At 42.7% G+C, this 885-nt stretch carries 1 protein-coding gene; it reads left to right on the top strand.

Annotated elements, in window-relative coordinates; genetic code table 11:
• Window positions 1-885, top strand: an 885-nt coding sequence (locus A3735_RS31440) for a hypothetical protein (RefSeq protein WP_197486051.1), incomplete at both ends; no start/stop codon positions are given.

Genomic DNA, 885 nt, shown 5'->3' with positions numbered 1-885 from the left:
GCCTTCTCTATTGAAGAATCTAAAGCTTTTCTTCTTGATTATATGAATCTATCGTTAAGTGATGCGCAAGTAGACTCCTTGTTTGCATCCAGTGAGGGCTGGATAGCCGCATTACAACTTGCAGCGCTATCCGCCGTCTCCACTCCCAAGGCTGACCAGTCGCTCATATCTGTAGATAGGCTTCTTTCAGATGATAGGCATCTGAGCGAATATATTGTGAGTGAAATTCTCTCTCAACAGCCGCAAAATGTTTCAGACTTCTTATTGAGGTCTTCATGTTTACTCCGCTTAAACGCGCAGCTTTGCGACTCGATGCTTAATATCCAGGGTTCTGCGAAGATACTTGACCACCTTTATAGAGCAAACCTCTTCATTACCCCCTTAGATAATGAACATAGCTGGTACCGTTATCATGAGATGTTTAGAGAGTCGCTCCTTCGAAAAATTAAAGTAGAGCAACCAACACTTCTAGAAACATTGCAGAAAAGCGCTATTGAGTGGCTTGTCACGCATGAACAAGCCCATGAAGCGATAGAGCAAGTTGTTCAACTTCAAGATTGGGATCTTTTAATACAATTGCTTGAAAAAAATGGTAACAACCTAATACATGAAGGGCATCACTTACTCGTTTTAGAGTGGCTTCGAAAAGTACCCGAAAAGCTATTTAGCCAGTCTCCCCGCGCGATTATGCTTAAGATCTGGGCATTGTTCTTCAGTAACAAAATTGAAGTGATTGCCCCTTTGCTAGAAGAGCTGGAACTCCTTATTGATAAGCAACGCTTGCTTTGCATTGAAACTAGCGCAAGTGAATTAATTGACTTACATAGTGAGATCTCGCTTATTCGGGCCTATCTGGCTCGCAGCCAGTCAGACCTAAAGAGCGCA

The sequence above is a fragment of the Oleiphilus sp. HI0061 genome (assembly GCF_001635675.1).
This window is presented reverse-complemented; position numbering and strand designations above follow the sequence as displayed.